Source organism: Ruegeria sp. A4, assembly GCF_056543025.1.
Window position 1 is genome coordinate 768,831 of sequence record NZ_JBQGAW010000001.1, and the last position, 25,963, is coordinate 794,793.

At 59.2% G+C, this 25,963-nt stretch carries 24 protein-coding genes; 12 read left to right on the forward strand and 12 right to left on the reverse strand.

Features of this window, described 5'->3' with window-relative positions:
* Positions 1 to 2 precede the first annotated feature (2 nt).
* Positions 3 to 674 (reverse strand): 6-phosphogluconolactonase, encoded by a 672-nt coding sequence (gene pgl, locus ACR0E2_RS03810; RefSeq protein WP_152458116.1) that lies wholly within the window; start codon positions 672 to 674, stop codon positions 3 to 5.
* On the reverse strand, positions 671 to 2,125 hold the full coding sequence (gene zwf, locus ACR0E2_RS03815) for a glucose-6-phosphate dehydrogenase (protein WP_480445252.1): 1,455 nt from the start codon (positions 2,123 to 2,125) through the stop codon (positions 671 to 673). The genes pgl and zwf overlap by 4 nt, the downstream gene beginning before the upstream one ends.
* A gap of 163 nt (positions 2,126 to 2,288) precedes the next feature.
* Between zwf and ACR0E2_RS03820 the strand changes: the two genes are divergently transcribed.
* A complete protein-coding gene (locus ACR0E2_RS03820) occupies positions 2,289 to 3,242 on the forward strand; it encodes a radical SAM protein (protein ID WP_480445254.1) in 954 nt (317 codons plus the stop codon).
* On the opposite strand, the gene ACR0E2_RS03825 is transcribed toward ACR0E2_RS03820, so the two are convergent.
* Together ACR0E2_RS03825 and ACR0E2_RS03830 are read right to left on the reverse strand one after the other, a co-directional pair.
* Positions 3,243 to 3,905 (reverse strand): lipid-binding SYLF domain-containing protein, encoded by a 663-nt coding sequence (locus tag ACR0E2_RS03825; protein ID WP_480445255.1) that lies wholly within the window; start codon positions 3,903 to 3,905, stop codon positions 3,243 to 3,245. It abuts the gene before it with no gap.
* A gap of 99 nt (positions 3,906 to 4,004) precedes the next feature.
* Positions 4,005 to 4,274 carry an usg protein gene (locus tag ACR0E2_RS03830; RefSeq protein WP_152458119.1) on the reverse strand — a complete coding sequence of 90 codons (270 nt, stop codon included), beginning with the start codon at positions 4,272 to 4,274 and terminating at the stop codon, positions 4,005 to 4,007.
* Between the two features lie 193 nt (positions 4,275 to 4,467).
* Between ACR0E2_RS03830 and gyrA the strand changes: the two genes are divergently transcribed.
* On the forward strand, positions 4,468 to 7,194 hold the full coding sequence (gene gyrA, locus ACR0E2_RS03835; protein ID WP_480445257.1) for a DNA gyrase subunit A: 2,727 nt from the start codon (positions 4,468 to 4,470) through the stop codon (positions 7,192 to 7,194).
* A gap of 131 nt (positions 7,195 to 7,325) precedes the next feature.
* Entirely contained in the window at positions 7,326 to 7,988 is a 663-nt protein-coding gene (gene trhA, locus ACR0E2_RS03840; protein ID WP_480445259.1) for a PAQR family membrane homeostasis protein TrhA, read from the forward strand.
* 303 nt (positions 7,989 to 8,291) lie between these two features.
* Here the strand turns inward: trhA and ACR0E2_RS03845 are convergent, their stop codons facing one another.
* The 4 genes from ACR0E2_RS03845 to ACR0E2_RS03860 form a co-directional block, all read right to left on the reverse strand.
* On the reverse strand, positions 8,292 to 8,615 hold the full coding sequence (locus tag ACR0E2_RS03845; protein WP_480445261.1) for a hypothetical protein: 324 nt from the start codon (positions 8,613 to 8,615) through the stop codon (positions 8,292 to 8,294).
* 334 nt (positions 8,616 to 8,949) lie between these two features.
* Complete coding sequence (locus ACR0E2_RS03850) at positions 8,950 to 10,419, reverse strand: carboxypeptidase M32 (protein WP_480445263.1); 1,470 nt, start codon at positions 10,417 to 10,419, stop codon at positions 8,950 to 8,952.
* 1 nt (position 10,420) lies between these two features.
* Complete coding sequence (gene ctaA, locus ACR0E2_RS03855) at positions 10,421 to 11,569, reverse strand: heme A synthase (protein ID WP_171167918.1); 1,149 nt, start codon at positions 11,567 to 11,569, stop codon at positions 10,421 to 10,423.
* Between the two features lie 59 nt (positions 11,570 to 11,628).
* A complete protein-coding gene (locus tag ACR0E2_RS03860; RefSeq protein WP_480445264.1) occupies positions 11,629 to 12,372 on the reverse strand; it encodes an RNA methyltransferase in 744 nt (247 codons plus the stop codon).
* 155 nt (positions 12,373 to 12,527) lie between these two features.
* On the opposite strand from ACR0E2_RS03860, the gene ACR0E2_RS03865 reads away from it, so the two are divergent.
* Positions 12,528 to 13,148, forward strand: coding sequence for a thiamine phosphate synthase (locus ACR0E2_RS03865; protein ID WP_171639410.1), 621 nt, complete (start codon positions 12,528 to 12,530; stop codon positions 13,146 to 13,148).
* Here ACR0E2_RS03865 and ACR0E2_RS03870 read toward each other — a convergent pair.
* On the reverse strand, positions 13,145 to 14,287 hold the full coding sequence (locus tag ACR0E2_RS03870; protein WP_480445266.1) for a HupE/UreJ family protein: 1,143 nt from the start codon (positions 14,285 to 14,287) through the stop codon (positions 13,145 to 13,147). The genes ACR0E2_RS03865 and ACR0E2_RS03870 overlap by 4 nt on opposite strands.
* A 171-nt stretch (positions 14,288 to 14,458) precedes the next feature.
* On the opposite strand from ACR0E2_RS03870, the gene ACR0E2_RS03875 reads away from it, so the two are divergent.
* The 3 genes from ACR0E2_RS03875 to ACR0E2_RS03885 all read left to right on the forward strand — a co-directional run bounded on the left by ACR0E2_RS03875 (position 14,459) and on the right by ACR0E2_RS03885 (position 17,002).
* On the forward strand, positions 14,459 to 15,352 hold the full coding sequence (locus ACR0E2_RS03875) for a PfkB family carbohydrate kinase (protein ID WP_480445267.1): 894 nt from the start codon (positions 14,459 to 14,461) through the stop codon (positions 15,350 to 15,352).
* Entirely contained in the window at positions 15,349 to 16,260 is a 912-nt protein-coding gene (locus ACR0E2_RS03880) for a pseudouridine-5'-phosphate glycosidase (protein WP_480445269.1), read from the forward strand. Before ACR0E2_RS03875 ends, ACR0E2_RS03880 begins: the two co-directional genes overlap by 4 nt.
* 64 nt (positions 16,261 to 16,324) lie before the next feature.
* Positions 16,325 to 17,002, forward strand: coding sequence for a DUF502 domain-containing protein (locus ACR0E2_RS03885; protein ID WP_152458130.1), 678 nt, complete (start codon positions 16,325 to 16,327; stop codon positions 17,000 to 17,002).
* Here the strand turns inward: ACR0E2_RS03885 and ACR0E2_RS03890 are convergent, their stop codons facing one another.
* Positions 17,003 to 18,028 carry a patatin-like phospholipase family protein gene (locus ACR0E2_RS03890; RefSeq protein ID WP_480445271.1) on the reverse strand — a complete coding sequence of 342 codons (1,026 nt, stop codon included), beginning with the start codon at positions 18,026 to 18,028 and terminating at the stop codon, positions 17,003 to 17,005.
* A 64-nt stretch (positions 18,029 to 18,092) separates the two neighbouring features.
* Entirely contained in the window at positions 18,093 to 18,866 is a 774-nt protein-coding gene (locus ACR0E2_RS03895) for a 3-hydroxybutyrate dehydrogenase (RefSeq protein WP_152458132.1), read from the reverse strand.
* Positions 18,867 to 19,163: 297 nt separating this feature from the next.
* On the opposite strand from ACR0E2_RS03895, the gene ACR0E2_RS03900 reads away from it, so the two are divergent.
* Together ACR0E2_RS03900 and ACR0E2_RS03905 are read left to right on the forward strand one after the other, a co-directional pair.
* Positions 19,164 to 20,981: an extracellular solute-binding protein gene (locus tag ACR0E2_RS03900; protein WP_480445272.1), complete on the forward strand. Its 1,818-nt coding sequence runs from the start codon at positions 19,164 to 19,166 to the stop codon at positions 20,979 to 20,981.
* A 557-nt stretch (positions 20,982 to 21,538) separates the two neighbouring features.
* A complete protein-coding gene (locus ACR0E2_RS03905; RefSeq protein WP_170344111.1) occupies positions 21,539 to 21,778 on the forward strand; it encodes a hypothetical protein in 240 nt (79 codons plus the stop codon).
* On the opposite strand, the gene ACR0E2_RS03910 is transcribed toward ACR0E2_RS03905, so the two are convergent.
* Positions 21,767 to 22,390: a helix-turn-helix domain-containing protein gene (locus tag ACR0E2_RS03910; RefSeq protein ID WP_171167898.1), complete on the reverse strand. Its 624-nt coding sequence runs from the start codon at positions 22,388 to 22,390 to the stop codon at positions 21,767 to 21,769. The two genes, ACR0E2_RS03905 and ACR0E2_RS03910, sit on opposite strands and share 12 nt — an antisense overlap.
* Positions 22,391 to 22,454: 64 nt before the next feature.
* Between ACR0E2_RS03910 and ACR0E2_RS03915 the strand changes: the two genes are divergently transcribed.
* From ACR0E2_RS03915 to ACR0E2_RS03925, 3 genes are all read left to right on the forward strand, one after another.
* Positions 22,455 to 23,972, forward strand: a complete 1,518-nt coding sequence (locus tag ACR0E2_RS03915; protein ID WP_480445274.1) for a class I adenylate-forming enzyme family protein — start codon at positions 22,455 to 22,457, stop codon at positions 23,970 to 23,972.
* Complete coding sequence (locus ACR0E2_RS03920; RefSeq protein WP_480445276.1) at positions 23,969 to 24,628, forward strand: DsbA family oxidoreductase; 660 nt, start codon at positions 23,969 to 23,971, stop codon at positions 24,626 to 24,628. The genes ACR0E2_RS03915 and ACR0E2_RS03920 overlap by 4 nt, the downstream gene beginning before the upstream one ends.
* A 76-nt stretch (positions 24,629 to 24,704) precedes the next feature.
* On the forward strand, positions 24,705 to 25,913 hold the full coding sequence (locus tag ACR0E2_RS03925; RefSeq protein WP_480445277.1) for a multidrug effflux MFS transporter: 1,209 nt from the start codon (positions 24,705 to 24,707) through the stop codon (positions 25,911 to 25,913).
* The last annotated feature ends 50 nt before the right edge of the window (positions 25,914 to 25,963 follow it).

Genomic DNA, 25,963 nt, shown 5'->3' on the forward strand with positions numbered 1-25,963 from the left:
CCTCACTCCGCCCAATGAACCGTCATGCCGCTGAGGACCGCGGCGATCGGTGCCTCTTCCGGTGGCATCGACATGGCTTTGTCCAAAACGTCTCGTTTTGCCTGACCGTAGATGATCAGATGTTTCGACAAGGCCCCGTCCAGAACAGGGGCCGTCAAAGAAATCCGGGGCTCTGGCTGCACATCGGTCCGGGCGACGATCAAGGTCGGCGCCTGGCTGTCGAGGGCCTTGTCCAGCCCGTCCATTCCCGGGAACAACGAGGCCGTGTGCATGTCTTCCCCCATCCCGAGGACAAGAACCGACAAAGGCAGCACCGGCGCGATCAGCGATTCAATTTCCGGCAACGCCGCTTCAGGCTCTGCGCCCGGAACATAAAGTGGAAGATACTGCGCCACGGATGCCCGGTTTGTCAGCAGTCTTTCCCGGATCAGACGTTCGTTCGAACGTTCGTGATCAGCCGGCACGCAGCGTTCGTCCGTAGGCAGAACACGCACACGGTCCCACTCGAGATCGGCGGCACACAGGCTGTCAAAAACCGGCCCCGGTGTTGTCCCGCCGGGGACGGCCAATGCAACCGTGTCATTGTGTAACAAAGCGGCCTCAAGCTCACCAGCCAACGCGTTTGCCACATCGATGGCCAGCATTTCCCGGTCGGCATATTCCTGAATGTTCATGGCTTTATTCCCTGCCAGCGGCGACCGTCACGTTTCATCAGCAGCTCGGCGTCGCCCGGCCCTGTGCTGCCGCTGTCATAAGGTTTCGGCACGTCCCCGCGCGCCAGCCATCCGGCGATGATCGGATCGGTCCAGGCCCAGGCGGCCTCGACCTCGTCCCCACGCATGAACAGCGTCTGGTTGCCCCGTATCACGTCCATGACGAGGCGCTCGTAAGCGTCTGGCGGGTCTTGGTTCTCGGGCCCCAGCGCTTCGGCGAAACTCATGTCCAATGGAACGTCGATCAGGCGCATCCCTCCCGGTCCCGGCTCCTTGATCGTAACTTTCAGCGTGATCCCTTCGTTGGGTTGCAACCGGATTGACAACGCATTGGCGTGACGCCCGGCCTCTTCCCCGAAAATCGAATGCGGCGCGTCCTTGAACATCACATTGATAATCGACGAGCGCGCCACCAGCCGTTTGCCCGTGCGCAGGTAAAACGGCGTGCCCGCCCATCGCCAATTGCTGACATGCGCCTTCAGCGCCACATAGCTTTCAGTGGTCGAGCGTGGATTGCCGACACATTCGCGGTATCCCGCCCCCTCGGGCCCTGCCGAAAACTGGCCGCGCACGATGTGATGCGGCTCCACCGGATCAAGCGCCCGGATCACCTTGAGCTTTTCATCCCGCACCGCGTCCGGATCGAACTTTGCCGGGGGTTCCATGGCAATCAGGCACAGCAGCTGCATCAGGTGATTTTGCACCATGTCCCGCATCGCGCCGGCGCGTTCATAATATTCTTCGCGCCCATCGATACCGACGGTTTCGGCAACGGTGATCTGGATGTGGTCGACATACTGGCTGTTCCACAGCGGTTCGAACAGCATGTTGCCAAACCGTACGGCCATCAGGTTCTGGACGGTTTCCTTGCCCAGATAATGATCGATTCGGTAGATCTGGCCTTCATCAAAATGCGCAGCCAGTGTGGCATTCAGCTCTCGCGCGCTGCCCAGATCATGCCCGAACGGCTTTTCCACCACGATGCGCGTATCTTCGGTCGCCAGATCATAGGCCCGGACCCGCTCGGCCAAGGGGCCGAACAGGCTGGGGCCGACCGAGAAATAGAACGCGCGCACGCGGTTGGGCGACAGTTTTTCACCCAGCAACTCCCATCCTTCGGCTGATACTGCATCCAGCGGGACATAATCGACCCGCTGTAGAAAACCGGACACCCCCGGGGACTCCGAAGCGCGGACCACAGCATGCCGGTGCAGCGATTCTGCGACCATCCGTCGGAAATCTTCCGCGGAATGGCCCGCCCGCGCTGCTGCAATAATCCTGGCATCCTCGTGCCATTGCCCGGCGCAATAACGACGGTAGAGCGCGGGCAGAATCTTGCGCTGCGCCAGATCGCCGGTGCCGCCGAAAATGATCAGATCAAAGGGATCAACAGGTATGACGCGTGAAACCATGAATTGTCCTTACCCCGCCCCTTCCGGCATGTCCAATGTTAGCGCAACCATTCGGCAATAAATCACTCTGTTCAAAACTCTGTCAGAACCGCTGCGTCACCCTTACCAAATCCGCGACAAAGGGCTAGATCGGATTGATGACCTTTAAGAACCGGATGCGGGAATGAAAGACAACGCCCCTCAGCTCGCCAATATCGGCAAGTTTCAAAACAAATCGGTGACAGCTGACGGCCAGACCCGCGCAAGGGTTTCCCTTACACGGCCCGAGACCCTTTGGTTCAATACGGGCACTTTGTGCAATATCGAATGCGTGAACTGCTATATCGCCAGCAGCCCGAGCAATGACGCTTTGGTTTACATCACCGCTGACGAGGTCCGGAACTACCTGGATCAGATCGAAGCCCGCAACTGGCCCGTGCACGAGATCGGCTTCACCGGCGGTGAGCCGTTCATGAACCCGCAAATGATCGACATGACGCGCGCCGCGCTGGAACGAGGGTACAAGGTTCTGATCCTGACCAACGCAATGGCGCCGATGATGCGCCGCAAAATGCGCGAAGGGTTGCTGGGGTTGCAAAAGGAATTCAACCACATGTTGACTCTGCGCATTTCGGTCGATCACTTCCGCCCGGCGCTGCACGACGAAGAACGCGGCGACGGCAGTTTCGACAAAACCCTGGCCGGTATGGAATGGTTGCGCGACCACGGTTTCAACATGGCCATCGCCGGGCGTACGGTCTGGGGGGAGTCAGACGCGGAAAGCCGTGCGGGCTATGCCCGGTTCTTTGCCAAGCACGGGTTTGACATTGACCCGCAGAACCCGGCTCAGACCGTTCTGTTTCCCGAAATGGACGAAACTGTCGAGGTTCCAGAAATCACCACCGCGTGCTGGGGAATTCTGAACAAATCCCCAAACGACGTCATGTGCGCCAGCGCCCGAATGGTGGTCAAACGCAAGGGGGCCGAAAAACCGGCTGTTTTGGCCTGCACCCTGCTGCCCTATGCGCCCGAGTTCGAGATGGGTCATACCCTGGCCGAGGCCGAGGCGGACGTGCATCTGAACCATCCTCATTGCGCCAAATTCTGCGTTTTGGGCGGGGCCAGCTGTTCTGGCTGATCAGTTCAGCTCGGGCGATTTCCAGAACTTGGTGCCGGACGCGCCGGCCGATACGCGCCAGCCCTTTTTGTTGAGAACAAAGAACGAGCGTCCATCAGTAAAACGCAGGGTTTCGCCCGTTTTGTCCTCGCCATACATGGCCCCCGTTTCTGCGGTCGCGTCATAGCCTTGGTTTATGAACTTATCCAGATCAGCGGGGGTTTCGAACAGGATCACGAATTTGGTCTCGAACCCACCGATGCCGATGGCGCCACCAACCCCGCCCGTTCCCATGTTCATGTATGTGTGTTGCCCGGTGTCCTTCGACACCGCCACGCCCCGGCCATAGCCCGCCGACACAGGGAATACTGTAACCTTGCGAGAGTCGAACACCGCATACCCGGCACTGACGTCATAAAGTGGCCGCACATCGGGGTTTTCCGCCAAAAGCTGATCCAGAATCTCGCCTGCCATCGCGTCAAGCTTTGCGCGCGTCTCTTCAGGTGTTGCCTCGTTGGACAGCAGCTCCGAGGTGGACGTGATCGTATCGTCAACCGCTTCGGCACCTTTGTCGATCGTCTTCCCGACGCTCTCGGCACCTTTCTTGATCTTGTCCAGAACACCCTCGGCAAAAACGGGGCTGGTCATGCAAAGCGCTGCAACAAAGAGAACGGCTCTGATCATTGTTTTTTCCTGTGACGCCATCAGATTGGCAGTCACCATACGCGACTTGCCTCAAATGAGAACAGGAATTCCGACGCACAGGCGGACCTGGCCGGTCACTCAGTTCACGCGAAACTCGCCAACCATGTTGCGCCACTCGCCCGGTGCGATCATCTTGCGGTGCGTGAATTTCACGGAATGCAGCGGTCCTTCTATTTCTCGTTGCCAAAACTCGATGAATTCGAACAGTTTGGGATGATCCGGCGCAAGGTCATATTCCTGCCAGATGAAGGTATTCAGGACGTGGACGTAATCGGGCATGTGATAGAAAAATTCGGCCGTTGTCAGGCCATAGCCCTTAAGCATCAATTCGGTTTCACTTGTCTTCATGCAGACCTCCGGTTTGTTGCACGGTATTCTCAGGCTAGCACGAAAACCCCCTAATACTTAGATAACAATATGTTACTTGGGTGTTACCGAGGATTCGAACCTTGGGGAACGCTGCTTGCTTGCACCTTATGTGCCGGGTCTGATAAGGTGCATCCACAAGATATAGACCCAGCACAAAATACGGGCAGTTTACGTGAGCGATACGCCAGAAATCCCCGAAAACATAGATGAAACCCCGCCCGAGCGCCCTGTCTATGACGGCCCGACGGTCTCGATCGAATCCGAGATGCGCACGTCCTATCTGGACTATGCGATGTCGGTCATCGTCAGCCGCGCGATCCCCGATCTGCGCGACGGTTTAAAACCAGTGCATCGGCGCATCCTCTATGCGATGCACGAGACCGGTAATACCCATGACAAGGCCTATCGCAAATCGGCCCGTCCGGTGGGTGACGTGATGGGTAAGTATCACCCCCACGGCGACAGCGCGATCTATGATGCGCTGGTGCGGATGGCGCAGGATTTTTCGATGTCGCTGCCACTGCTGGATGGTCAGGGCAACTTCGGCTCGATGGACGGCGACAACCCGGCGGCCATGCGTTACACCGAAGTGCGGATGGACAAGCCCGCCGCCGCCCTACTGGCGGATATCGAGAAAGAGACGGTCGATTTCCAGGACAACTACGACGGCAAGGACAAGGAACCCACCGTCCTGCCCGCGCGGTTTCCCAACATGCTGGTCAACGGCGCCGGCGGTATCGCGGTGGGCATGGCCACCAACATCCCGCCGCACAACCTGGGCGAAGTGGTTAACGCGACGCTGGCCCTGATCGACGACCCGGACCTGACGTCCGAGCAACTGATCGAATACGTCCCCGGCCCTGATTTCCCCACCGGCGGCGTGATGCTGGGCCGTTCCGGCGCGCGCAAGGCCTATCTGGAAGGCCGCGGCAGCGTCATCATCCGCGCCAAGACCCGCGTGGAGGAGCTGCGCAAGGACCGCTATGCCATCATCGTGGACGAGATCCCCTATCAGGTGAACAAGGCCTCGATGATCGAGAAGATCGCCGAAGCGGTGCGCGAAAAGCGCATCGAAGGCGTCAGCCATGTTCAGGACGAATCCGACCGCAACGGCGTGCGGGTGGTGGTCGAGCTGAAGCGCGACGCAACACCCGAGGTCGTGCTGAACCAACTGTACCGGTTCACGCCGATGCAGACCTCGTTCGGCTGCAACATGCTGGCGCTGAACGGCGGCCGCCCCGAGCAGCTGACCCTGCGCCGTTTCCTGACCAGCTTCATCGATTTCCGCGAAGATGTCGTTGCCCGCCGCACCGCCTTTGACCTGCGCAAGGCGCGGGAACGCAGCCATATCCTGTGCGGTCTGGCCGTGGCGGTCTCGAACGTGGACGAGGTCGTGGCCACGATCCGGTCTTCGGCCGACGCGGCCGAGGCGCGCGAAAAGCTTATGACCCGGCGCTGGCCGGCCGCCGACATCGCGGATTATCTGCGCCTGATCGACGATCCGCTGTCCAAGATGAACGACGACGGGACCTATAACCTGACCGAGGTTCAGGCCCGCGCCATCCTTGACCTGCGCCTGCAACGCCTGACGCAACTGGGCGTCAAAGAGGTCACGGACGAACTGGAAGACCTGGCCGCAAAGATCAAGGAATACCTAGATATCCTGTCCTCGCGCGAACGCATAATGGGCATCATCGCTGATGAACTGCGCAGCGTCCGCGAACAATTCGCGGTACCGCGCCGCACCGAGATCGTCGACTGGTCGGGTGACATGGAAGACGAGGACCTGATCGAGCGCGAAGACATGGTCGTGACCGTGACTTCGGGCGGCTATATCAAGCGCACGCCGCTTGCCGATTTCCGCGCGCAAAAGCGGGGTGGCAAGGGGCTGTCGGGCATGCAGACCAAGGAAGAGGACGTGGTCACCACCCTCTTCGTGGCCAATACGCACACCCAGCTTCTGTTCTTCACCACCGACGGGATGGTCTACAAGCTCAAGACCTGGCGCCTGCCCCAGTCGGGGCGCACCGGCAAGGGCAAGGCGATCGTCAACATCCTGCCGATTCCCACCGGCGTTTCCATTGCGGCGATCATGCCGGTCGATGTGCCGGATGAAGAATGGGAAAACCTTCAGATCGTCTTCGCCACCAGCGCCGGCGACGTGCGCCGCAACGCGCTGAGCGACTTCACCAACGTCAAGCGCAACGGCAAGATCGCGATGGACCTGCCCGAGGGCGTGGAACTGGTCAACGCGCGTATCTGCTCGGACGATGACGATGTGATGCTGGTCACCAATTCCGGCCGGGCGATCCGTTTCTCCACAACCGACGTGCGGGTGTTCAAGGGGCGCAAATCGACCGGCGTGCGGGGCATCCGGCTGAACGCGGGCGACCGCGTGGTCTCGATGTCGGTGATCCGTCATTTCGAGGCCACCCCGGACGAACGCGCCGCCTATCTGAAAATGCGCCGCCTGATGGCCGGCGTGACCGACGATACCGAAGCCGACGAGGATGGCGGCAATGCCGACAGCATCCTGCCGCAGGAACGTTATGCCGAGATGTCGGCGGCCGAGAACCTGATCCTGACCATCACGGCCAAGGGGTCCGGCAAGCTCAGCTCGTCGCATGACTATCCGGTGCGCGGCCGTGGCGGCATGGGCGTGATGGCGATGGACAAGGCGATGCGGGGCGGCCCGCTGGTGGCCTCGTTCCCGGTCGAAATCGACGATCAGATCATGCTGGCCACCTCCAAGGGACAGTCGATCCGGGTTCCGGTCGACGGCATCTCGTTCCGGTCCCGCAGCGCCGGAGGGGTCAAGGTGTTCAACACTGGCAAGGGCGAAGAGGTCGTCAGCGTCGCCCGGATCGCCGATCAGGGTGATGAGGAAACCGAAGAATAATCCTCACGCTAAATTACGGATATGAAACAAAACGCTCGCTCTGCGGGCGTTTTGTCATTCTGGATCACGATATCGATAGCTCTCGGGATGATCCGCTTGCCCGAAGCCATTCTGACGCCTAGCTTTTTCATATGTGGTCTTTTGCACATATCCGACCAGCTTACAGCCGCACAGAACGTATCAGCGACGGGGTGGTCCATGTGCTCGGTGTCTCGAGCGCGTTGATTGCGGTTCCCCTGCTGATCACGATGACCATCAATTACCGGTATGATCAATCTGCGGTACTGGGTGCCTCGATTTACGGGGTAACGTTGATACTCATGCTGACGTTTTCTGCGTTGTACAACATGATCGAAAGCGAGGAATGGCGCGGGTTTCTGCAACGCCTCGATCATTCCGGCATCTACGTCAAGATCGCAGGGACCTATACCCCATTTCTACTGTTGTCCGGTGCTCAGCCTCCTGGGCTGCTGCTCGGGTTGTGGTCCTCGGCAACGCTTGGGTCAGTTCTCAAGATGTTAGACCCAAACCGGTTCCGTTGGTTCGGGCTTGCGCTTTACCTTTTGATGGGTTGGGCAGCCGTCTGGGCCGGGCAATCCATGTTGGCAGATCTGTCCCCCACAATCGTCACACTGATGATTTCCGGTGGGCTCGTGTATACGATCGGTGTCGCCTTCTACCTGCTGGATTGGCTGCCGTTCCACAATACGATCTGGCACGTATTTGTGTTGGTCGGCAGCGTTTTGTTCTTTGCAGCCGTCGCGACCCGGATTGAACTGGTGCCAGTGGTTTAGGTCAATCTGTGCATGTTTGTTCGGCAAGTGTTTGGGCAGAATGAAAGGACGCGCCACCCAAAATCAGCGTTCAGTGTGAAATCAAAAAACAATCTGACTTTCATATATCGCAGTCTCCACTCGATCTTCACGTGATCGGATTTGTGTTCGCAGCACTCTGGTCCAAAGCATTCACCGCTTCAAACCAGTCGCGCATCACAACGCTCCAGCCATTTGGAACGCCATGCCTGATTTAGTAGCCAACAACCGAAATGTTCAAACCGGTCTCATAGTCCCCCGGAATGCGCCGATCATAGCACCATGCTAAAAAACTTGGTCCCATTGAAAACCCGCAGAGGTCCCGCGCCTTAGTGTGGCTTCCACGGCGCCCATAGAACCTGGATCAAACCAATCAGAACCGGGCGTGGCGAAGGGAGTACCGCTGTTGTCGTAGCCATGGCGGCAATACATGTCGAAATCTGTTGATGCGCACTTTTCCGGTTCGCTGCGGGAATGGCCGGTGGTTACGATCTGTGCCAGATCAATCGGGAATCGTGCCAACACCTCCTCAAGCGTATTTGGCAATGAATTCAGAAACATCGCGCCTATCGTGAGAGTCACTCCAAACCCAGCCTGTGCCCCGGCCATTCTGGTGCTCAATTTCCAGCGTGGTCGGAACGACGCTGGCCTACCGGCGTTCAAGTACCGGTGTGACAGGAAACACAATCTGAAGCACCCGTTGCGCGTTCCGCGAGATCCATGAAGAAAAACCACGGTTGGACATGGTCATTCGCCCTTCGGACGCAAAACACTAGATTGTCACCCAGAAACCATACATGAAATACCCGCGCGCCCGAATTCCTGTGCTTGGTACAGGTGACAAAACTTTTTGCACGACGCGCTGGTTTGAGTGTCCAAGCCAAAGCCAATGTTGCAACGCAAATGGCGAGAAACCTTACCAATCGGCTACCGTTTCATACCGTCACAGCCCGTACAATCCGCTGAACTTCTGTTCCAGATAGTCCAGCAAGGGATCGGGCCCCGGCTCTACTCCACTCGCCCTCTGGATAATCTCGCGTGGCGCATAAAGCCCGCCATGTTGCTGAACGTGTTCACGCAACCAAGCGGTTGCGCCTGTTGTGTCACCTTCTGCCAGTTGCTCATCCAGTTCAGGAACTGCGCCGCGCAGTGCCTGATACAGACATCCTGCATAGACATTGCCCAGCGAATAGGTCGGGAAGTACCCGAACAGCCCAACCGACCAGTGCACATCCTGCAAGCAGCCGTTCGACGGTTTGTCGACCGCATAACCGAAGTCAGCCTTGAAGCGGTCATTCCAGGCCGCCTCAAGTTCGTTGACCTGCAAGTCTCCGGCCATCAGCGCGCGCTCAAGATCGAACCGAAGCATGATGTGCAGATTGTATTGCACTTCATCGGCTTCGGTGCGGATATAGCCGTTGTGAACCCGGTTGACGGTAGCGTAGAAAGCATCTGCATCGGCAATTCCGAAATCGCCGAATGCGTCTTTCATCTGATCGAACAACCATCCCGTAAACGCACGCGAACGGCCAAGCTGGTTTTCATAGATCCGGCTTTGGCTTTCATGCACCCCCATGGACACGCCACGCCCCAGCGGCGTCAGCAGGTAGCCGCGGTCGATCCCCTGTTCGTAAGCCGCGTGGCCGACCTCGTGAATGGTGGAATAAAAGCAGTTGAACGGGTCCGTTTCGCTGGTTCGCGTGGTGATGCGCACATCCAGGCCCGAACCCGAGCTGAACGGGTGAACCGCCTTGTCGACACGGCCGTTGTTGAGGTCATAGCCGAAGGCGACCGCCAGTTTTTGCGTAAGCCGCATCTGGGTCAGCTCGTCAAAGCTTCCGGTCAGCGCGGCAGGTTCAGGGCGTTCCAGAACGGCCGCGCGCAAGGCCACAAGACGTGGGCGCATCTCATCGAAAATGGCCGCGATCTGAGCGCCAGTCGTACAGGGTTCATAATCCTCGACCATGGCGTCATAGACGTCTCCGCCCTGTGCCAGCGCCTCGCCTTCCTGACGCTTCAGCGATACGACCTCTTCCAGTACAGGAAGGAAGGACGAGACATCTTCGTCCGCGCGCGCCTGTGCCCATGTTCCCTGTGCGGCGGACGTGGTCCGGGCAATCGCCGTGGCCAGATCAGCGGGCACCTTGACCGCCCGATCATAGGCGCGCCGGATTTCTCGAAGCTGCGCCTTTCCGACTTCATCCTGAGGCGCGGCCTGATCCAGCCACTCTGCCACGCGCGGATCCGATCGGCGCGCGTGCAGGACGGCCTCGATCGCCGCCATTTCCTCGGCGCGTTGAGGCGCGGCCCCGCGCGGCATGACAGTTTCCTGATCCCAACCCAATCGCCCAGCGATTTGGCCCAGTGCCGAGGTTTCACGCTGAAAAGCCATCAGTTCATCGAAAGCGGTCATGTTATTTTACTCCGCGCACAGATGTTGCGATTGGATAAGCAGTCAGGAACCGCGCGCGCAGGATCAGGGTCCAGACGACGACGGCCATGAACTGGTGGAAGATGGCGATCTGCCACGGTGCTCCGTAGACGACGGTCACAATGCCGACGACAACTTGCAACGACAGGGCCGCGAAAGCCGCGTTGAAGGCGAAGCGCGTCTGAGGATGCGCGCTGGCGCTGCCGCGGCGCCAGACGACAATAGCAAAGATGAACAACAGGTAACCTGCGCAGCGGTGAATGAACTGCACAAGTCCCGGGCTTTCGAAGAAATTGCGCCACATCGGCTCCAACGCGGTGGCGTCCGGCGGCAGCAGCTGCCCGCCGATCAGCGGCCAATCGGTATAAGACCGTCCGGCGTCGATCCCGGCGACAAGCGCGCCAATGAGTATTTGCAAAAAGGCGAAATGCATCAGGCCGGTGGACAACGAGAACAGTTTCGCTTCCTTCATGCGACGCGCCTGCATCAGGTCACGTTCTTCCCGGCCAAGCTCGAAAATATACCACGCGAGGAACCCGAGAATTACGAATGCCAGCCCCAGATGGGTGGCCAGTCGATAGCTGGCGACGGCGGTCATCCCTTCGCCCTGCGTCACACCCGAGGCGACCATCCACCAGCCGACAGCACCCTGCACACCGCCCAGAAGGCCGGGGATCAGCAGCTTGCCGGTCCAACCCGTGGGTATCTTGCGGGCCACGAGGAAGCCCAGGAAACCGATGGCCCAGACCAGCCCTATCACACGGCCCAGTTGGCGATGCCCCCATTCCCACCAATAGATGGTTTTGAAGTCGCTCAGCTGCATCCACTGGTTCTGAATGCGCCACTGGTCAATCTGCTTGTACTTGTCGAACTCGGCCTGCCAGTCTGCCTCGCTCAACGGTGGAACGGCTCCGGTGATTGGGCGCCATTCAGTAATCGACAGCCCGCTGTCAGTCAGCCGCGTCAGACCGCCGACAGCGATCATCACCACGACCAAAGCGAACAGGATCATCAGCCAGGCACGGATTGCCTTGCGCGCACCGCCACGCCCCCGGTCGATCATACCGGGTTGAACAGCCTGTTGTTTTTCGGTTTCCGAGACCTCTTCGAAGATGCTGCGCTTACCGCTCATGCTGTCCTCATGTCCTGATTTCGTCGCAAGCTAGGGCTTGGTGGAAGATAGGTCCAGCCTCAGCCTTTGTCTTTCCAGCGGACCATCTGCCGCATGATCCCGTGCAGCATCTGCACGTCGGCCCGCGTCATCCGCATCCGCGACCACAGGTTGCGCAGGTTGATCTTCATGCCCTCGGCCTTTTCGGGGGGGTAGAAGAACCCGGCCTCTTCCAGCCGGTCCTCGTAGTGCTCGACCAGTTTTTCGACTTCGATCCCCGTGGCCCAGTCGCCCTTGCCCAGATCGGTGGATTCATGCACCACGTCGCCGGTCTGGCGCACCCACTCGTAAGCGGTCAGCAAAACGCATTGGCCCAGGTTCAGCGACGCGTATTCCGGGTTCACGGGCACCGAGATGATTGCGTTTGCCGTGGCGATGTCTTCGTTCTCCAACCCTGCGCGTTCGGGGCCGAACAGAACCGCAACCTTTTCACCCGCCGCGACCTTTTCGGCGGCGATCTGCATGGCGCGCTCGGGGCTGTAGACGGGTTTGGTCAACCCGCGCTGCCGTGCAGTGGTGGCGAAGACAAAGGTGCTGTCGGCCAGCGATCCGGCCAGATCGTCGAACAGCTGCGCTTCGTCCAGCAACCGGCCCGCACCGCTGGACATCGCCACCGCCTTGGGGTTTGGCCAGCCGTCGCGGGGCGCCACGATGCGCATCCGGTCCAGTCCAAAGTTCCACATCGCCCGGGCCGCGGCACCGATATTCTCACCCATCTGCGGGCGAACAAGCACGAAGGAAGGCTGGGATTTGTCGCTGGGCATGGTTCACCTTATGAAAACTTGGCCTGCTGTAATCGGCAGGCTCTTGCAGGGCAAGGCGTTGGGGGTGTTATTTGCGCGGCCTCAGCCATAAAAGTTTGCTTCCCCGCCGCAATCCGCTAAACCGCGCCAAAGACCAAAAGCCGAAGGACGCGCCCATGGACACCCCCGAGCAGCCGCAGATTTACCTGATCACGCCTCCGACCATCGAGCTGAGCACGTTCCCCGCCAAACTGGCATCGGTTCTGGACGGGGCCGAGATCGCCTGCATTCGTCTGGCGCTGGCTGGCAACGACGAAGACAGCATCGCCCGTGCTGCTGATGCCTGCCGCGAGGTGGCCCACGCCCGCGACGTGGCCATCGTTATCTCGAACCACGTGCTGCTGGCGCAACGTCTGGGGCTGGACGGGGTGCACCTGGATGACGGCGCACGTTCGGTCCGTGCCGCGCGCAAGGAACTGGGCGCGGACGCGATCGTCGGAAGTTTCTGCGGCGCGTCCAGCCATGACGGCATGACGGCGGGTGAACACGGCGCGGATTATGTGGCCTTCGGCCCCGTGGGCACCGCCACGTTGGGCGACGGAACCCGCGCCGAAAAGGATCTGTTCCAATGGTGGTCCGAGATGATCGAAGTCCCGGTCGTGGCCGAAGGCGGCCTGACGCCCGAACTGATCGGTGATCTGGCCCCCTGCACCGATTTCTTCGGCATCGGGGACGAGATCTGGGGCGATGACGACCCGCTGGGTGCGCTGAACAGGCTGCTGGCGGCAATGTCTTAAGCCAGCAACCAGGGTTCAGCCATCCAATACACGCCGATCCCGGCGATCAGCATCGAGGCCAGAACCGAAATCCGACCTCGTTTTCTGTGTGACGCGCCTGCAAGCAAAAGCGCGCAGGCAAAGGCCAGAACAGCCACAAAGACGACAGGCAGTATATTTCCGACGCCAAACCCCAAAACAGCAGGGGCCAGATGATCGGGCGGCACACCGATCTTTGTCAAATCCGAAGCCAGCGCCAATCCGTAAACGCAGCCTGCGGCAAGCACGGCCAGCAGGCGCCAGACCTGCAAGTGCCGGGCCACCAGGTTCCATAGCGCCAGAATGATGATCGAAGCCACCAAGGCCTGATCCTGCAAGCTTTCCGGCAGGTCCAGCACGCCGTACATGTCCAACCCGAGCCCGACAAAAACCCCTGCTGCCAAAAACGCCACCTGAGACATCACAGGCCGCAGGCTCAGCGTCAGCATCACGAGCGTCAGAACAACGATGGTTGGCTTGAGGGGACTTTGAACAAACCGGCTGATCCCCTTTGCCAAAAACGTCTGCAGTGTCTGCTCGGTCGTCAGCGACGCCCCGCCCCGCAACGGGATCAACGGGCTGATTTCTCCGGCCGCCAGAAAGCCAGTATACGGGGCCACAACCTTTTGCTGGCGAAGCACGACCGACCCGCCTTGCAACGGCCAGGTCAGGCGCAGGTTCGATGCCTGATCCGACAAATGTGCGGTCAACAACAATTTGGAAACACGCACTTTTTCCACATCCCCCACAACGGGAATGCGCACACCTTCATAAGACAGGTCGAGGCGTTCAGGCGCTTCGACCACGAGGTTCTGCTTCCAGACCTGAACGAAATTTCTGATCTGCGGTTCCAGTTCCGACGACACCATGCGCCGCAGAGATCGGTACTGTGAGTTGCCGGAATAAGCGTCGGGTTGTGTCGGATCGGCACCGACCAGCATGGCCTCGGCGTTCAGTTTCACCTCGAGAAACAGAGTGTCATCCTTGACCCAGAAATCAATGACCGTCGGCGGGACCGTTTGTGCCTTTACGGATCCCGGATGCAAGGTCAGAAGAACGATAAAACTCAGGGCGCAGAAATTGAGGGCTCGGAGGATGGCACGGAAGACAGGGCCATTCATACGAAACGCTCCAACAGGAAAATATAATCACCAATCATTGCTTTTGATTGTTCCCGCGAAGACCACGGATCGCAAGCCCAAAGGCCATATCGGTCCGGGCCGGTCGGGAATCTCTTGTTGCGATGACGTTCCGGCTTGCACGGGCAACACCGCTGCGGCATGACGTCCCCTATGACTCAGAACACCAATATCCTGTGCATCGGCTCGGTCCTGTGGGACGTGATCGGCCGATCGGCCAGCGCCATGCGACAGGGCTCGGACGTGCCGGGCCGGATCACCCGCCTGCCCGGCGGCGTTGCGATGAACATTGCCATGACACTGGTACGTTTCGGCATGACACCCACCCTGCTGACCGCCATTGGCCGCGATCCCGAAGGCGACGAGCTTGTCCATGCCTGTTCGCGCCTGGGCATGGTTACGGATCACATCTATCGGTCGCAGGATTTGCCGACTGACCGCTATATGGCCGTCGAAGGCGCGAACGGGTTGATCGCGGCGATTGCCGACGCGCATTCGCTGGAGGCCGCAGGCGCAAAGATACTGCACCCTTTGATGCACGGGCCGCTGGGCTATGAGAACGCACCATTTGAGGGCCCGATCGCACTGGATGGCAATCTGACACTGGACCTGCTGGAAGAGATTGCCCAAAGCCCTGCTTTTGCGCGTGCGGATCTGCGCGTGGCCCCGGCATCGCCGGGCAAGGCCGAACGACTGCTGCCGTTCCTGAAACATGCCCGCGCCACGCTGTACGTGAACCTCGAAGAGGCCGGTATCCTGTGCCAGCGCGAGTTCACCGATTCCGAATCCGCGGCCAAGGGTCTTCTGGATCGCGGCGCGCTGCGTGTGCTGGTCACCGATGGCGGCAATTCGGCAACCATCGGCAGCGCGACAGAAATCCTGACGCAAACACCCCCTGCCGTTCTGGTCACCCGCGTGACCGGTGCCGGGGATACCTTCATGGCGGCCCATATCGCCTCAGAATCCGGCGGTGCATCCAGCGACGAGGCTCTGACCCGCGCCCTGCACGCCGCTGCAACCTACGTTTCCGGAGAAACCCCACTGTGATCGACATCCAAAACTCTGCCGAGGTCCGCGCCGCCAAGGACGCGGGCCTGCCCATCGTTGCGCTGGAAAGCACCATCATCACCCATGGGATGCCCTATCCGCAGAACATCGAAGTCGCGGCCCAGGTCGAACAGGACATCCGCGATGCGGGTGCGGTTCCTGCAACCATGGCCGTGATCGAAGGCAAATTGCATGTCGGGCTGGAGCAGGATCAGCTGCAATGGCTGGGTCAGGCCCAAGGCGTTGCCAAGATCTCGCGCGCGGACATGGCGGCGTGCATCTCGACCGGTGGTACCGGGGCCACCACCGTTGCCGCCACGATGATCGCCGCGCATTATGCCGGGATCGAGGTTTTTGCCACCGGCGGTATCGGCGGCGTGCATCAGGGGGCCGAGACCACCTTCGACATCTCGGCCGATCTGCACGAGCTTGGACATACGCCCGTGACCGTCGTCGCAGCCGGGGCGAAAGCCATCCTGGACCTCGCCAAAACGCTTGAGGTTCTGGAAACCCTGGGCGTGCCTGTGATCGCACATGGCCAGGACGAGTTTCCTGCGTTCTGGTCGGCAAAGTCGCCCTTTAACGCGCCCCTGCGCATGGACAGTGCCGATGCCATCGCCAAAGCTCACACGACCCGCCGCGCGCTGGGTCTGCCCGGCGGGCAGTTGGTGGCGAACCCGATACCAGCCGCCGATCAAATCCCGGCCGAGGAACTGGCCCCCATCATCGCCGAAGCCCAGTCAGATGCGGATGCCCATCGCATCACCGGCAAAGCCGTGACCCCCTATCTGCTGCAACGTATCTTTGAAAAGACCGAAGGCCGGTCATTGGTCGCCAACATCGCCCTTGTTCGAAACAATGCGCGTTTGGCGGCCAAGATCGCGCAAGCGCTCGTCAAACAGAGGTGACGTTAACCTATTGTACCAAGGCCGTGGATTGACTACCTAAATCCGGAAACCATTCGGAACCGCAATGAATACACCCTTCGACGAAGAGCCTCACCGCCGCCCGGGCATGCTTTCACGGCTGCGCGCGTCCTTTCTGACGGGCATCGTGGTCATTGCGCCTGTCTGGTTGACGGTCTGGCTGATCTGGTCGGTGGTCGGCTGGATAGACAGCGCGGTTCTGCCGCTGGTGCCCCAACAGTTCCAGCCCGAACAATACGTGGGCATCAACCTGCGCGGTGTGGGTGTGGTGATCTTCCTGATCTTCACCGTTCTGGTCGGCTGGATCGCCAAGGGCATTCTGGGCCGTTCCCTGATCCACTTCGCCGAAAGCGTTGTTGACCGGATGCCCGTCGTGCGCTCGGTCTATTCCGGGATCAAGCAAATTTCGGAAACGGTGTTTGCCCAGACCGAGCGTTCCTTTGAGAAAGCCTGCCTGATCCAGTACCCGCGTCGCGGGATCTGGGCCATCGGCTTTGTCTCGACCAGCGCCAAGGGTGAGGTCAGCCAACGCGCCGAAACCGGTGGCGAGCTGCTGAGCGTCTTCGTACCCACGACACCCAACCCGACATCGGGGTTTCTGCTGTTCTTCCCCGCAGAAGACGTGATCCTGCTGGACATGAGCATCGAAGACGCCGCCAAACTGGTGATTTCGGCGGGGCTTGTATACCCGAATGGAAAAGACCCGACACAGCCGCCCGAGTGATCAGCTGAACATCGCAGGCAGATCAATTGTGCTGGTCTGACCCAAATCGTCCTTATGGTTGGCAAGAAAACCATCTGCGGCGTTGCGTCCGGCCTGTTTCAGCTTGTGCAGAATGACCGGATTGGGCACGGTTTTGGTGGCAACCGACAGGCTGTTCATCAACTCGTTATCTGCAATCATGTGAACCAGCACGCGGCTCATCTCTCCGGCCGTCAGCTTGCCCTCTTTCAGCAGCCGCTGAACAAAGCTGATCGCCCGCAACTCGCGAAACAGGGATGAGTTGAAACTGATCTCGTTGATCCGGTTCTGGATTTGCTGCGGCGTGATCGGAACTTCGTCACGCTCCAGCGGATTGATGTTCACGATCACCACGTCATCCGGCAAATCATCGTTGAACAGCGGATAGAGCGCCGGATTGCCGGTATACCCTCCGTCCCAATAGGCTTCGGTCCGGTTTGACTTCGGGTCGAAAATCTCAACCGCCTTGAACAGGGTCGGCAAACAGGCCGAGGCCAAGATGGCGTCGGTGCTGATTTCGTCGCCGGTAAAGACGCGGATCTTGCCGCTGCGTACGCAGGTGGCACACACAAACAGGCGCGGGCCTTCATCTGCGCACACCTCGTCGAAATTGAACCTGTCCACCACCGGCTTCAAAGGGTTGCTGTAGAACGGCCCGTACGCATAGGGCGACACCATCCGCGACCAGGCATCCCCAATCGAAAACGGCACCGAATATTCCATCGCCTGCGCAATGGCCGCCGGTTCAAGGCCGCGAAACCAGTTGGCAAAGCGCATGTCGCCAATAGCGCCCATGCGCTTCCACAACCCGTCCAGGCGTGCCCGCGCGCCTTCGCGCCCGGAATGAACCATACCAGATTTGTAGGCCGCACCGTTCAGCGCCCCTGCGGAAGTTCCGGTAATTGCAGCGACCTCGATGTCGTCCTCGTCCAGCAGTCGGTCAAGCACACCCCAGGTGAACGCGCCATGCGCCCCACCCCCCTGCAAAGCCAGATTGATCTGCTTCATGCCGCAAACCCTTCATCTTTTCCAAAATACTCTGGGGGTGTGGGGGCAGCGCCCCCGCAAAACCTCAAAGCGCGGTCCAGCCACCATCGACGGAAATTGTGGTTCCGGTGATCTGAGCGGCCGCGTCCGAACACAGGAAGATAGTCGTTCCACCAAGTTGCTCGACCGTGGCGAATTCCTTGGACGGTTGCCGTTCCAAAAGAACGTTCTTCACAACGTCCTCACGGCTCATGTTGTATTCTTTCATCGTGTCGGGAATCTGGGACTCGACCAGCGGCGTCAGCACATATCCCGGGCAGATGGCGTTGCAGGTGATCGGCTCCTGCGCTGTTTCCAGCGCTACGGTCTTGGTCATTCCAACCACACCGTGCTTGGCTGCAACATATGCCGCCTTGAAAGGGGATGCCGTCAGACCGTGGGCCGAGGCGATGTTCACCACACGCCCCCAACCCGCCTTGCGCATCATTGGCAACGCGGCCGCTGTGGTGTGAAAGGCCGAGTTCATGTTGATTGCGATAATCGCATCCCATTTTTCAACCGGGAATTTGTCGATCGGTGAGACATGCTGAATCCCGGCATTGTTCACCAGAATGTCACAAGACCCCGCCTGTTCGATCAAGGATCGGCATTCCTCACCCTTGGACATGTCGGCCTTGATGTAGCGCGCATTGGTTCCGGTCTCTTTCGCAATCTGCGCGGCAAGCGCATGATCTTCATCGCGATCGGTAAAGGAATTCAGAACCACATCGGCACCGGCCTTGGCCAGCTCGCGTGCGACGCCCAGGCCGATGCCCGAATTTGATCCCGTGATGATTGCCGTTTTGCCGGACAGGCTCATGTCCATTCTCCCTCAAGCGTTGATCAGGCGCACCATGCCATGCTGCACCTGCAAAGAAAACGGGGAAACATATGGGATTGGAATACCGGCCTGAGACTTCCACAGGCAAAAAAAACGCCCGCACGAAGCGGGCGTTAAGTTATTGAGGCAGGTTTCATACAGGCAAGAAACCTATCGAGCAGTGCAACCTTTATAAGCAATTCTGCGCCTTGGTCCAAGCTAAAAGTTTGATAATAAGAAAAATCATCACTACGGTGAATACCAACAAAATAAGGCCAGAGCAGGATTGTTTCCAAAATGAGCCCGGATTTTCTCCGTCCGTTTCGATCACTTGTGGCGGGAATCGCCACCATTTTCGTGATCTCTGTCGCCCATGCAGAATCGTCTCATGGCATAGCTATGTATGGGGACCCGGCCCTACCACCGGATTTTGTGTCACTCCCATACGCCAACCCGAATGCACCCAAAGGCGGCAAAGCCGTATTCGGAAACACGGGCGGTTTTAACAGCCTGAACCCGTTTTTGCAAAAAGGCACCTCGCCATGGCAATTGCCTTTCTGGACCCATGAAAGCCTGATGGGACGGTCATGGGACGAACCTTTCACACTTTACGGGCTGTTAGCCGAATCAGTTGAGACCGATCCGGACCGGTCTTGGGTCGAATTCACCCTGCGGGAGGAGGCGCGGTTTTCCGACGGCAGTCCGGTCACGATCGATGATGTTATCTGGTCTTACGAAACGTTGGGCACGCAGGGGCATCTGCGCTATCGCGGTCTTTTGGGCAAGATCGACAGTATCGAACAAACCGGCCCGCGTTCGGTGCGGATCACGTTCAATGAACCCGACCGAGAGCTTGCGCTGCTGGCCGGGATGCGCCCAATCCTGAAAAAGGCGCAATGGGAGGGCAAGGATTTCGCGGATGCGCAACTTCATGATGTACCGATTGGAACCGGCCCCTATGTGATCGAAAGCTACGAAGCGGGACGCTTCGTGAATCTGCGACGCAATCCGGACTATTGGGGGAACGACCTCCCGTTTCGCCGCGGCACCATGAACCTTGATGAGCTGCGGATCGAATTCTACGGCGACGGCAGCGTCTTGTTCGAAGCTTTCAAGGCCGGAGAGCTGTCAGCCGTGCGTGAATTCAACGCCGACAAATGGGACACGCAATACAACTTTCCCGCCGTGCAGCGCGGCGATGTCATCAAGACCGAAATTCCGCATGGAAAACCTTCGGGAATGACCGGGTTCGTGATGAACACAAGAAAGGCTCCGTTCGACGACTGGCGCGTGCGCGAAGCGCTGATGCTTGCGTTCAACTTCGAGTTCATCAACGACACGGTAACCGGTGGTGCGCAACCAAGGATTACGTCTTATTTCTCGGGGTCCGACCTTGCGATGCAGCCCGGCCCGGCCCAGGGGCAGGTAAAAGACCAGTTGCTTCCTTTCGCTGACATCCTGTTGCCCGGCACGCTGGAAGGGTATGAACTGCCGAAAGGCGACGGATCGGCCCGGAACCGGGCAAACCTCCGCAAGGCCGCCGGACTATTGGCCGAGTCAGGCTGGACCGTTCAGGATGGCGTGCTGCGCAATGCAAATGGCGATCCCTTTCAGATGACTTTCCTGCTTCAACAGGGTGACAGCGAGATGGCAACCGTGGTCGAGATCTATTCCCGCGCGCTGGAACGTCTTGGCATCCGGGTCACGACGGAACAGGTCGACAATGCCCAATATGTCGGGCGCACGTCTGAACTAGACTTTGACGTCACGACGTTCCGCCGAGCGCTTTCCCTATCTCCCGGCAATGAGCAGCGTCTTTATTGGGGCAGCGAAACTGCCGATGCCCCCGGCACTCGCAACCTGATGGGCGTTTCTTCGCCCGCAGTTGATGCCATGATCGATGCCATGCTGGCCTCAAAAACCCGCGAGGACTTTACCGCGGCCACCCGCGCGCTGGACCGGGTATTGACGGCAGGCCGCTATGTCATCCCGATCTGGAGCTTTGACATCGGGCGCATCGCGCATGTCAAAGAGCTTAAGCACCCGGAAACCCTGCCTATCTATGGCGACGGTCCGCAGTACATGCCCGAAGTCTGGTGGTACGACGCCCGGTAAAAGGCGCAAACCCAAGACCAGCCGTTGTACATGTGAATCCGGCTGGTCTTTCCAATTGAAGTTTCCGAAAGACGGAAGCTTGAAGTTCCAGCTGTTTCATACAAACAGCGCTCAGGAAATTTCCACCAATCGGCAAATTTCAGCACATTGCCATCCCACACAAGATATCGTTTGGCCGCATTGGAAGCATCGTAATCAGGGTCCAACATCGTCACATGCAAGCGATCCGGAAAGAAACACCCACAAACAGTTTTACTTGTCTGGAAAATATGCATATATATTGCGCAGTTAAGCTTAATAACAAGCTGGCGATGACCCCGCCTCTCTGCCTGCCGGGACAATCTGGCGCTGCGGATTACAGAACAACCGGGCCCGCCACCACTCACACCAAATGTAGGCCCGTCGGCCCGTTGCGGAAACTTCGCAGCGGGCACTTTTCCCCTCAAGAAGGCAAGGTCCAGCGCTGCGACATTTTGTCATGTCTTACGTTACGGCACCCTATCCGTACTCTGAAGCGGGGGAGAGCAGTCCTAATCGTTGCTAAGGGAAGCTCATTGATGATGAACTGGACCGATCTTACAAACGACTGGAATGCGGCATGCGAACGCGCAAAGCGGCGTTTTCCGAACCTGCGTGACAAGGACATGATGCGCGTGTTGAAGGATCGAAAAGGGTTTGAAGCCTATTTGGCCGAACGTCACCAACTTACGATGAATGAGGCGCATGAAGAGGTCGAAGATTTCCTGTTCACCGAAGGGCTGAACCGGGAATTCAGCAGAACCGCTTTAGGCAAGTGATGTAACCCAAAGGATCGTCGCGTCTTCATCACTGACGGAAATCACGTTGTGGCCCATGCTGCCGTCGTAATACGCGCTGTCCCCTCTGCGCATCTCAACCGGCTCGTAAAACTCGGTGTAAAGCTTGACGACACCGGTCAGCACATACATGAATTCTTCGCCGTCATGGCGCACCCAGCCGTCAAATTCATCCATTGATCTTGCGCGGACCCGCGCACGATAGGGCAGCATCTGTTTCTTGGTCAGGGTTTCGGCTAGCAGCTCATGCTCATAGGTTGTGGTGGCATGAGCCGTGCCGTCGCCCACACGGGTGATCGCCATGCGTCCGATCACCTGATCGCGCTGGGGCGGCGTAAACAGTTGCGGAACAGAAATCTCCAGCCCGGTCGCAAGCTTCTTGAGCGCGTCGTAAGTCGGCGACATCTGCCCGTTTTCAATCTTGCTGAGCGTCGACCGTGCCAATCCGGCCTGACTGGCGGCCTGTTCCAATGTCCATTCCCGCGCTTTGCGCAGCTCTCGCACACGTGCGCCAAGGTCCAGCGGCTCGACTTCGGTATGGTCGCCAGAGTCGCGGGCAATTCGGATCAGAGATTTGGGATCTTGAGTGCTCATGACCCTTCTATAGGCCCGGCCAGCCACGCTTGCAACGCGGCAGGCGGCGCGATAGCCAGAGGCCATGTTGTCAATCTTCGATCAGGGGTCACCCGCACCCTGCCCCACGCCATTCAATCTGGCGGCCCATGTTCTGGGCCGTGCCGATCACGCGCAGGATAAAGTGGCTTTGTCGATATTGCGCCCGAATGGCGCGCAGGACTGGACCTATCGCGATCTGAAAGCTGCTGTGCTGGGCACAGGCACGGGTTTGCTGCGGGCCGGTTTGAAACCCGGTGATATCGCGCTGATGCGGCTGGGAAACACGGTGGATTTCCCGATTGCTTATCTGGGGGCAATTGCCGTGGGCATCGTACCGGTGCCGACATCGTCACAACTGACGGAACCCGAAACCGCCAGGATGATCGACGAGCTTTCTCCGGCGGTGATTCTGCGTGATCCGAGCGTTGCCTGCGCCTCGCATTCCAAGCAGATCGGGCTGGACGCGCTGAAAGCGATGCGAAGCCTGCCCCCGGCAGAATTTGACATGGGCGATCCGGAACGTATGGCCTATGTCGTCTATACCTCTGGAACCTCGGGCAAGCCTCGTGCCGTGGCCCATGCCCACCGGGCAATCTGGGCGCGGCAGATGATGGTCGATGGCTGGTATGGTCTTCGCGAGACCGACCGGCTGTGCCACGCCGGAGCCTTCAACTGGACCTATACGCTGGGCACCGGCCTGATGGATCCATGGACCATGGGCGCAACTGCCCTGATCCCCGCGCCCGGCACCGAAGTCACGGCCCTGCCTTCCCTGCTGCGCCAGCATCGCGCAACGATCTTTGCAGCGGCCCCCGGGGTTTATCGCAAGATGGTGCAAGGGCGCGATCGGATTGGGCTGCCAGACCTGCGCCACGGCTTGTGCGCGGGTGAGAAACTGTCGCGCGCGCTGCACGAACAATGGCGAGAGACCACCGGCACCGAGTTGTTCGAAGCCTATGGCATGTCCGAATGCTCTACCTTCATTTCTTCCAGTCCGGATCACCCCGCGCGCAGCGACGCATTGGGACAACCGCAACCGGGGCGTCGAGTGGCGATCCTTGGTCCGGACGGCCCGGTGCCGAAGGGGCAAGAAGGCACCATCGCCATTCACCGCACTGACCCCGGTTTGATGCTGACCTATCTCAACGCACCCGATGAGGTTGAAACGCGGATGCGGGGAGAGTGGTTTCTGACCGGCGATCAGGGCGCCATGGCCGTGGATGGCCAGATCAGCTATCTGGGCCGCGACGACGATATGATGAACGCGGGTGGCTATCGCGTGTCCCCGGTCGAGGTCGAAGCCGCCCTGTCCCGCTTTCCGGGCATCACGCAGGTCGGCGCCGCCGCGGTCGAGGTCAAACCGGACACATTTGTGATAGCGGCCTTCTATACGGGCCCGGAAAAGCTGGACGATGCGGCCTTGCGCACCTATGTCGAAGCCAACCTGGCGCGTTACAAACAACCACGCGCCTTCATCCATCTGCCCGCCCTGCCGACCGGCGGAAATGGCAAACTCCTGCGCCGGGCGCTGCCGGCCTATTTCGAGGCACCAACAAAATGATCCAGACCGTCAAGCTCGACATCCTGTCCGATCCGATCTGCCCGTGGTGCTATATCGGCAAGACTCAATTGGACAAGGCACTGGCCAACGTACCCGACCACCCCTTTGTCATTGAATGGCATCCGTTCCAGTTGAATCCTGACATGCCGGATGCGGGAATGGATCGGCGCGAATATCTCGAGCGCAAGTTCGGCGGCAAGGATGGCGCGGTTCGCGCCTATGCGCCGGTGGTGGAACATGCCGAAAAGGCCGGTCTGAACATCAACTTCGAAGGCATGAAGCGCACGCCCAACACGCTGGATGCGCATCGCCTGATCCATTGGGCTGGCATCGAAGGCAAGCAGAATGCCGTCGTCGACGCGCTGTTCGACGCCTATTTCGTGCAGGGTCGCGACATCGGCGACCATGAGGTACTGGCCGACATCGCGGATAGCGCCGGAATGGACGCCGCCGTGGTCATGAAGCTGCTGAAATCAGACGCCGACCGCGAGGATATCCGCAGCCGCGATGCTCATTCCCGCAAAATGGGTGTGAGCTCGGTCCCGACCTTCATTGTTGCGAACCAACATGCAGTTCCCGGCGCCCAACCTCCTGAAATGTGGGAGAAAGTGATCGCCGAGATCATGTCTCAACTTGAGGCTTCCCCTGCAGAATAGCACAGAGGTCTGTGCAAATTTCCAGTCTGGCCTATGCCGACCCGCCGTGATAGCGCGAACGGGTTAGGAGGTCTTCATGGCCAATCGCATGTCGAAGGCGGAATTCATTGCGCTGATTGCAATGATGTTCGCCACCATCGCCTTTTCGATCGATTCTATGCTGCCTGCGCTGCCCGAGATCGGCGCGCAGCTCAGCCCCGATGACGTTAACCGTGCCCAACTGATCCTGACGTCATTTGTGTTGGGCATGGGGATCGGCACGTTTTTCACCGGCCCGCTTTCGGATGCGCTGGGACGCAAGCCCGTCATTTACGGCGGCGCGGCTTTGTACATTGCGGCGTCTGCTGTCGCATGGGCCAGTTCCTCACTGGAACTGGTCTTGATTGCACGCGTGGTTCAGGGCCTGGGCGCCGCAGGTCCGCGCGTGGTGGCCATGGCGATCATTCGCGACTTGTATTCGGGCCGCGAAATGGCGCGGATCATCTCAATCGCGATGATGATTTTCACGCTGGTGCCCGCGGCGGCACCGATGCTGGGCGCCGGTGTGATCGCTTTGTTCGGATGGCGCGGGATCTTTGTGTCTTTCATTCTGTTTGCGTTGATCATCATTTCCTGGATGGGCGTTCGGTTGCCGGAATCTCTGGCCCGTGAAAACCGTCGCCCCTTCCGCATTCCGTTGATGTTCTCGGCCACGAAGGAAATGTTCTCGCATCCGACCGTGCGCCTTTCGATCATGGTTCAGACCCTGTGCATGGGGGTGCTGTTCACCATGCTGACAATGGTTCAGCCCGTTTATGACGTAATCCATGACCGCGCCGAGAGCTTTCCGTTCTGGTTCGGGTTCGTGGCGCTGATGTCCGGGTCGGCCAGTTTGCTGAACGCGGCACTGGTGGTGCGTGTGGGCATGCGCCGGATGGTGACATGGGCGCTGGGGGGGCAAATCCTGATTACCACCTTTGTCATGACCCTGAACGCCGCGCATCTTTCGCCAGACGCTTCATTCGCACTGTTCGTGTTCTGGCAAACCATGGTGTTTTTCATGGCCGGCGTGACGCTGGGCAACCTGAACGCCATCGCGATGGAGCCGATGGGGCATATTGCCGGAATGGCAGCCTCGGTCATCGGATCGATTTCGACGGTACTGGCCGCTGCCGTCGCCGCCCCGATCGGGTTGTTGTTCGACGGTTCGATCACGCCTTTGACCTTCGGCATCCTGAGCATGTGCATTCTGGCCTTCGGGCTTATGCTGCACATGGGCCGCGTCGAAGAACGCCTGCCAGCCTGATCTGTGCGACTCGTCAGAAACACGCTACCCTCGACCTGAACCAAGCGGAG